Annotated in this window: 6 protein-coding genes; 1 reads left to right on the forward strand and 5 read right to left on the reverse strand. The window is 63.1% G+C overall.

Annotated elements, in window-relative coordinates; genetic code table 11:
• On the forward strand, positions 1-1366 hold a 1366-nt coding region (locus L9Z73_RS22345; RefSeq protein ID WP_247405569.1), incomplete at its 5' end, for a nitrite reductase.
• 68 nt (positions 1367-1434) lie between these two features.
• On the opposite strand, the gene hemN is transcribed toward L9Z73_RS22345, so the two are convergent.
• From hemN to L9Z73_RS22370, 5 genes are all read right to left on the reverse strand, one after another.
• Positions 1435-2820, reverse strand: a complete 1386-nt coding sequence (gene hemN, locus L9Z73_RS22350) for an oxygen-independent coproporphyrinogen III oxidase (protein ID WP_247405572.1) — start codon at positions 2818-2820, stop codon at positions 1435-1437.
• Entirely contained in the window at positions 2807-4126 is a 1320-nt protein-coding gene (locus L9Z73_RS22355) for a coproporphyrinogen III oxidase (RefSeq protein ID WP_247405574.1), read from the reverse strand. The genes hemN and L9Z73_RS22355 overlap by 14 nt, the downstream gene beginning before the upstream one ends.
• Before the next feature lie 90 nt (positions 4127-4216).
• The gene (locus L9Z73_RS22360) at positions 4217-4660 is read right to left on the reverse strand and encodes a CopD family copper resistance protein (RefSeq protein ID WP_247405576.1); all 444 of its coding nucleotides are present in this window, start codon (positions 4658-4660) and stop codon (positions 4217-4219) included.
• Positions 4661-4756: 96 nt separating this feature from the next.
• Positions 4757-6073, reverse strand: coding sequence for an OprD family porin (locus L9Z73_RS22365; protein WP_247405578.1), 1317 nt, complete (start codon positions 6071-6073; stop codon positions 4757-4759).
• A 223-nt stretch (positions 6074-6296) separates the two neighbouring features.
• Positions 6297-6842: a putative natural product biosynthesis protein gene (locus L9Z73_RS22370; protein ID WP_247405580.1), complete on the reverse strand. Its 546-nt coding sequence runs from the start codon at positions 6840-6842 to the stop codon at positions 6297-6299.
• Between the last annotated feature and the right edge of the window lie 107 nt (positions 6843-6949).

Raw genomic sequence — 6949 nt, forward strand, 5'->3', positions numbered from 1 at the left:
CCACGGCCTCAACCGCATTGGCGCCAGCGGCCCGGCGCTGCTGCCGGAAAGCCTGGGGCGGATCAAGCCCGAGGAAGTGCGCAAGGTCATCGAGCAAGGGCGCCCGGCCAGTCAGATGGCCGCGTTTGCGCCACAACTGAGTGCCGCGCAGATCGACGGCTTGGCGAATTTCCTGCAGCAACCGCCCGCCACACCGGCAACCTGGAACGAGCAGGACATCCGTAACAGCCACACCCTGCTGGCAGACCTGAGCCGCTTGCCGACCACGCCTTCGCATCACGCCGACCCGCTCAACCTGTTTGTGGTGGTGGAGTCCGGCGACCATCACATCAACATTCTCGACGGTGACACCTTTGCCGTGCTGGACCGCTTCCAGACCCATTTCGCGGTACACGGCGGGCCGAAATTTTCGCCGGATGGACGCTTTGTGTACTTCGCCTCGCGCGACGGCTGGATCAGCCTGTACGACCTGCACAACCTGAAACTGATCGCCGAAACCCGCGTGGCGCTCAACACGCGCAACCTCGCGGTGAGCAAGGACGGACGCTGGGTGCTGGTGGGCAATTACCTACCGGGCAACCTGGTGGTGCTGGATGCCCGCGACCTGTCGCTGGTCAAGACCCTGGAAACCGCGTCCCGGGTCAGCGCGGTGTACACCGCACCGCCGCGCAACAGCTTTATCGTGGCGCTCAAGGACGTGAATGAAGTCTGGGAGCTGTCCTATGCCGCCGCCCAGCCGAGCTTCGAACCCCGGCGCATCCAGGCCCAGGACGTGCTCGATGACTTTTCGTTTTCCCCCGACTACCGCCAACTGATCGCCACCTCACGCAAGGCCGGCGGCGGCCAGGTCATCGATCTGGACAGCGGCCACGTGGTCACCGACATCCCGCTGTCCGGCATGCCGCACCTGGGTTCAGGGACGTATTGGCAGCGCAATGGCCAGTGGGTGTTTGCCACGCCGAATATCAGCAAGGGGCAAATCTCGGTGATCGACCTCAAGACCTGGAAACTGATCAAGCAGATCCCCACCCTGGGCCCGGGGTTTTTCATGCGCAGCCATGCGAACTCGCGCTACGTGTGGAGCGATGTATTTTTTGGGCCGGACAACGATGCGATCCACCTGATCGACAAACAAACCCTGGAGATCGCCCACACCCTGCGCCCGATGCCAGGCAAGACCGCCGCCCACGTCGAATTCACCCGCGATGGCCGCTACCTGTTGCTGAGCATCTGGGCCACCGATGGAGCGTTGATCGTCTACGACAGCCAGACACTCAAGGAGATCAAGCGCATCCCGATGAACAAACCGTCGGGCAAGTACAACGTGGGCAACAAGGTTGAATTTGCCGAAGGCACGTCACACTGAACAGGAATTGAAATGAAAATCCCCTGTGGGCGCTGTCGAGCGCCCACAGGGGATACAGTCCTATCCGCTCAAACCGTGCGGGAAAACTGGCCTTTGTGCGCGCCGCCCAGGTAGGCGTCAAAGGCCATGGCCACGCTGCGCACCATCAGTTGGCCCCTGGGCAACAGTTGCAGCGCATCGGCCTGGATCAATAACAGCCCGTCCGCCACCTGCTCGTCCAATTGCAGCAGTGCCTCGGCAAAATAGTCGTTGAAGCGCACGCCGTGGTCCGCCTCGATCCGTGCGAAGTCGACCCGGCCGTCACACATCAGGCCGTTGATCACTTCACGGCGCAGTACGTCATCCGGGTTGAGCCGATAACCGCGCTGCACCGGCAGCATCCCCGCGTCGAGTCGGGCGTAGTACTGGGACAGCTCCTTGACGCTCTGGCTGTAGCTGTCACCGACCTTGCCGATGGCCGACACGCCGAGGCCGATCAGGTCGCAGTCGGCATGGGTCGAATACCCCTGGAAGTTGCGCTGCAAGGTGCCATTGACGCGGGCCAGCGCCAGTTCATCGTCGGGCAAGGCAAAGTGGTCCATGCCGATGTAGACGTAACCGGCCTCGGTCAGGCGGCGGATAGTCAGTTCCAGCAGTTCCAGCTTGCGCGCCGGCGGTGGCATGTCTTCGGGGCGAATCATGCGCTGGGCGCGGATCTGGCTCGGCAAGTGCGCGTAGCTGTAGGCGGCCACACGGTCGGGGCGCAGGGCGATCAGCTTGCTCAAGGTCACGTCGAAGCTGGCCACGGTTTGCAGCGGCAGGCCATAGATCAGGTCGACGCTCACCGATTTGAAGTGTGCCTCACGGGCTGCGGCCACCAGTTGCAGAATCTGCGCTTCGCTTTGCACGCGATTGACCGCCGCCTGCACCTCGGGGTCGAAGTCCTGCACGCCGAAACTCAGGCGATTGAAGCCCAGGCGGCGCAGCGTGTTGATCCGCTCGACGCTGATGGTGCGCGGGTCGACCTCGATGGAAAACTCATGGGCGTCGCTGTCATCCAGGGTGAAGTGTTCGGCCAGGCAGGCCATCAGCTCGGCCAGTTGCGTATCGTCCAGATAAGTCGGCGTGCCGCCGCCCAGGTGCAACTGGGTCAGGCGCCGGGAACGCTCGAACAACGCCGCCTGCATCTGGATCTCGCGCTTGAGGTAAGCCAGGTACTCCACGGCCCGGTGGGTCTTGCGGGTGATGATCTTGTGGCAACCGCAGTAATAACAAAGGCTCTGGCAAAACGGGATATGGATGTACACCGACAACGCCTTGGGCGTGGCCACTTGGTGACTGGCGCGGACCGCCTGATGATAGTCATCCAGGGCAAAGGCGCTGTTGAACTGCGGCGCGGTCGGGTACGAGGTGTAGCGCGGTCCCGGTCGGTCGTATTTGTGTACCAGGGCGCGGTCGAATTCAAACGCACTCATGGTCGATCACCTCGTCGTTGGCGCTGACCGGGGTGGCGAGCACAGCCCGGTCAAACAGTGCGCAGATACCATCCACGTGCGGCAGGCCGGCCGGCAGCAACCAGATGAACGTCGGGGACAGCTCGATCAGACCGTCGCGGTGCAGGGCTTCCAGCAGCGGCCACAGGTAGGCGAAATAGCGCGCGAACACCAGACCGTAGCGCCGTTCTACCGCCTGCACATCCAGTTCCAGGTCACAGGCCAGGCGTTCGGCCACGTGCAGGCGCACCGGGTCAGAGGTTTCGCGGAACCAGCCCCGCTGCGTGGCGAGCTGAGCATTACCCAACTGCTCGCGGTACTCGCGGGCATCGGCCGTGTTCTGCACGCACAGGGTGTCGATCTGGCTGATGGCGCCGAGGCCGAAACCGACGTGGTCGCAGTAACCGTGCAGGGTGAAGCCCTCGCAGTTACGGCTCAGGCGCCCGCGTTCCTGGGCTTGCTTGAGGTCATCGTCGGCGCGGGCGAACTGGCCCAGGCCGATGTAGTGATACCCCGCCGCCGCCAGGTGCTGAAAGCAGAGACGGCGCATAGCGCTCTTATCCGACTCGCTGCAGAACGCCTGGGGTTGTTGGGATTGATAGCGCGCAGGCGCGTGGGCGTAATCGAATACTTGCAAGCGATCCGGCTCCAGGGCGATCAGGCTGGTCAGTTTCAGCTCGATACTGGCTGGGGTCTGCCAGGCATGCCCGTAGCCGAGGTCGATGTTCACCGAGCGAAACCCGAAGGTGCGGGCCGCATCCACCAGCGACTCGATCGGCGCCGGGTCCTGATACCGTGCCTGGCACAGCGGCCCCTCGCGGTTGGCGTCCGGCACGCCGATGCTTGCATGGTTGAAGCCTTGTCCGCGGAGCAGGCCCATCGTGGCCCAGTCCATGTGCCAGGGGTCGAGGTCGATGCAGTAGTCGCCCCGGTCGTGGTCGAGAAAGTTGAAGCGCTCATGCAACAGCGCCATCAATTGCTGCACCTGGGCGAACGCCGGTGTGGTGCCGCGCAGGTGAAAGTGATCGACCGGCTGGCGGCTGCCGAGTTGGCAGCCGATCAGGTGGATTTCCTGGGCGAGGCTGTGCCAATAGTCACCGCCAACGTCACTCGTCGGCCAGTGCAGGTTCAGCGCCAGGGGCCGCTGGCGCTGACGGCTGTCGCGCAAGGCGCGCAACAGGTCGAGGGAGCCGACACCGGCATGGAAGCGGCGGGTGTCAGTTTGGCAAGCCAGGTCCAACACGCCTTGATCGTGACGAAAGCGAGCGGGATGAAGATGGGTGCGCATGACAGACTCCGGTTCGGGCGGCGGTGGTGCATTGTCCGGTGCGACCCGGCAACGCACCTTGATATGCGTCAAGGTCGCAGCCCCGCCCGTCTACCAGCTCAGGTAAAACATGCCCTTGGCCAGCAGCACAATGGCGACCATGTGTGCGAACAGGCTCAGATGCACCCAGCGCACATAGCGCGCACTCACCGAGCCCCAGCGCATGCGCGCCATGGTCAGCAGAAAATGCACGAGCACACTGGCGGCCAGGATCAGTTTGAGGGTCAGCAAGGTGCCGAAAGCAGACGCCGACGGCGCAGCCAGCACTGGCAGGTAACGCAACCAGACCATGCCCAGGCCCGCGCCGAACAGCACCAGCAACACCCACGGCATCAATACCCGCGCACGCTGGCCGACGCCCTGCTCCACCAATACCATCACCCGCGCCGGCAATTGCCGGTGCAGGTGCCCCAGGATCAGCACCTCGAAAAACACCGTGCCGATGAAGATCAGCGCGGCGAACAGGTGAGCCACTAGAAACAGGGGGTAAAGCATGGTGGCCTCTCAAGGGGACCGGCCGTTGGGACTTCAGTGTGCGGCCTGGCGCACGGCCAGGCCTTGATACCGATCAAGCCGTTGCGGCTGCGCGGTTTACAGCAGCGGGATGCTGTAGCTGACGATCAGCCGCGTCTCGTCCTTGTCGGCCGTGTCATTCCCGCGCCATACCGCACCGCGCCAGGTCAGGCCCAGGCCCTTGAACGTGCCCGAGGGGATCACGTAATCGACACGCAGGTCGCGCTCCCACTCGCTGTTATCGCGACGCGCCGCCTGGATGTGGCTACCGTGGATATAGGTCACGCTCGAGCGCAGGCCCGGAATGCCAAGGCTGCTGAAATCGTAGGCGTAGCTGCCCACCGTGGCCTGCTCCCCGGCATTGACGAACTTCAGCGACTGGGCGTTGGTGATCAGGTACAGCGAACGGCCCTGCCCCTGGTTGATATGGGGAAAGTCACTTTCGCCGGTGGTTTTCTGATAACCGAGACTCACGGAGTGCCCGTACAAACCATAGGTAAACAGCGCACTCCACAGGCGGTTGTCGACCTTGCCGGCGTTGACGCCCGCGCCGTAATACCCGGAGCTGACATAACCTTCGCCACGCCCGGCGGCGCTGGCGTTCTTGCCGTCGGCGGTGCTGTAGAAATAGCGCAGGTCGGTCTTGAGCTGCCCCACCGGCAACTGCCAGTTGTGGACCAGGCCCAAGAAGTGCTGCTGGTAAAAGTTCTCCAGGGTGGCGTAGTAGTACTGCAGTTGCAGTTGCTTGCTGACGGCGTAATCCACCCCGCCGTAGTAGAACTGGTTGCTGGACTTACCCTTGACCGGATCATTCGCACCGGCGATGGACATGCCCTGGCCGTTGCTGGAGTTACGGTCCAATACCTGCTCGATTTTACCGGCGATCAGGTTGAAGCCTTCCAGGTCCTTGGAGTCCACTTGATAGCCACGGAACGTCTGCGGCAACAGCCGGCCGTCTTCGGTGGTCAGCACGGGCAGCTTGGGCATCAGCGTGCCGGCTTTGAACTGGGTCTGGGAGATGCGCATCTTGCCGGTGGCGCCGGTTTTGCTGAAGTCGTTGGCGGCCTTGCCATCGGACAACGGAAAAACGCTGCCGGGGGTGTTGTCCTCACCGGCCTTTCCTGCGCGCCCAGAGGCGTCCAGGCGCAGGCCGTACATGGCTTGCAGGTCCAGGCCAAAACCGACCAGACCCTCGGTGAAACCGGACTGGTAGTTGAACATGAACGCCTGGCCCCACTCTTTATCCGTAGGGGCCTTGGCGTTACGAGTGTCCTGGTTGTAGTAGAAATTGCGCAGGTCGAGAGTGGCTTTGCTGTCGTCGATAAAACCCGACGCAGCCACCTGCTGCGCAGCGCCAAGAGAGACGGCGAGCGCCATGCAAGTCTTGTGATTCATGAAGGCTCCTGAAAGTAATTGAGGCGACCCGTCACAGCCCAGCCCTGTTCTTTGTAGGTCGGGTGGTGCTGCATTTAACGGGTGCGCGCACGGTATAGCGTTGGGCGGCCGGGAAATAGTCGCTAAAACCGTCATTCAGTTTTTCATTTTCTGTAACAATCCCACCAGCGCGGCGACCTCGCCGGGGCTCGCAAGCCCCCACGGGCAGCCGCCTGTGGGCACCTCATGGCACCGGCAACCAACCGCTGAAGCCGCCCCGCCGGGTCAACGGGCACCAGGCGAAGTCCCATGCGGGGGCTGGCAATGCCCGATGTTCGACGAGCGCAAACGCGCGCCCCTTCCAATCGAAGACTTCCGCACCCTGCCAGGCCAGGACCACACCCTGGGCCAGACTGTCATCGGTGTGCACCCACCGCGCCGCCGCCGCAGCCATGAACGCGTCGATCGGTTCATCGTCGATCTGTGCGCGGTATGGCGAGCCCAGCAGCCAGCGGCAGACGTTCAGGTGCCAGGTCCAGTCCTGCGCCGGCTGGTTGTGGTAGGCCCAGGTCATGAAGCTGCGAAACAGGTTCAAGCCTTCGGGTGGGTCGAGCTTGAGCAGTGCCGGGCAGATATCGAACAAGGTGTGCCAATAGGGCAACAGGCGTGCATCCAGATGCACGAAGCTGCGGGAATTGCTCGGGTATTGCGGCCCCGCCGGTTCCGCGCGCAGGCGACGGGACGCCTTACTGACCAGGCGGCTGGCGCCGGTAGGCAATAGAGGGTTCATAAAACGCACTCACAGTCGTGACGATAAAACGCCTCCTGATCACAGGAAGCCCAAGGCACACGTCAGACTGCTGGGGATGCGCGGGGGTTGGCCGAAGGCCAGGAATA

This window comes from Pseudomonas emilianonis, assembly GCF_023072625.1.
GTDB classification, from domain to species: domain Bacteria; phylum Pseudomonadota; class Gammaproteobacteria; order Pseudomonadales; family Pseudomonadaceae; genus Aquipseudomonas; species Aquipseudomonas paraveronii.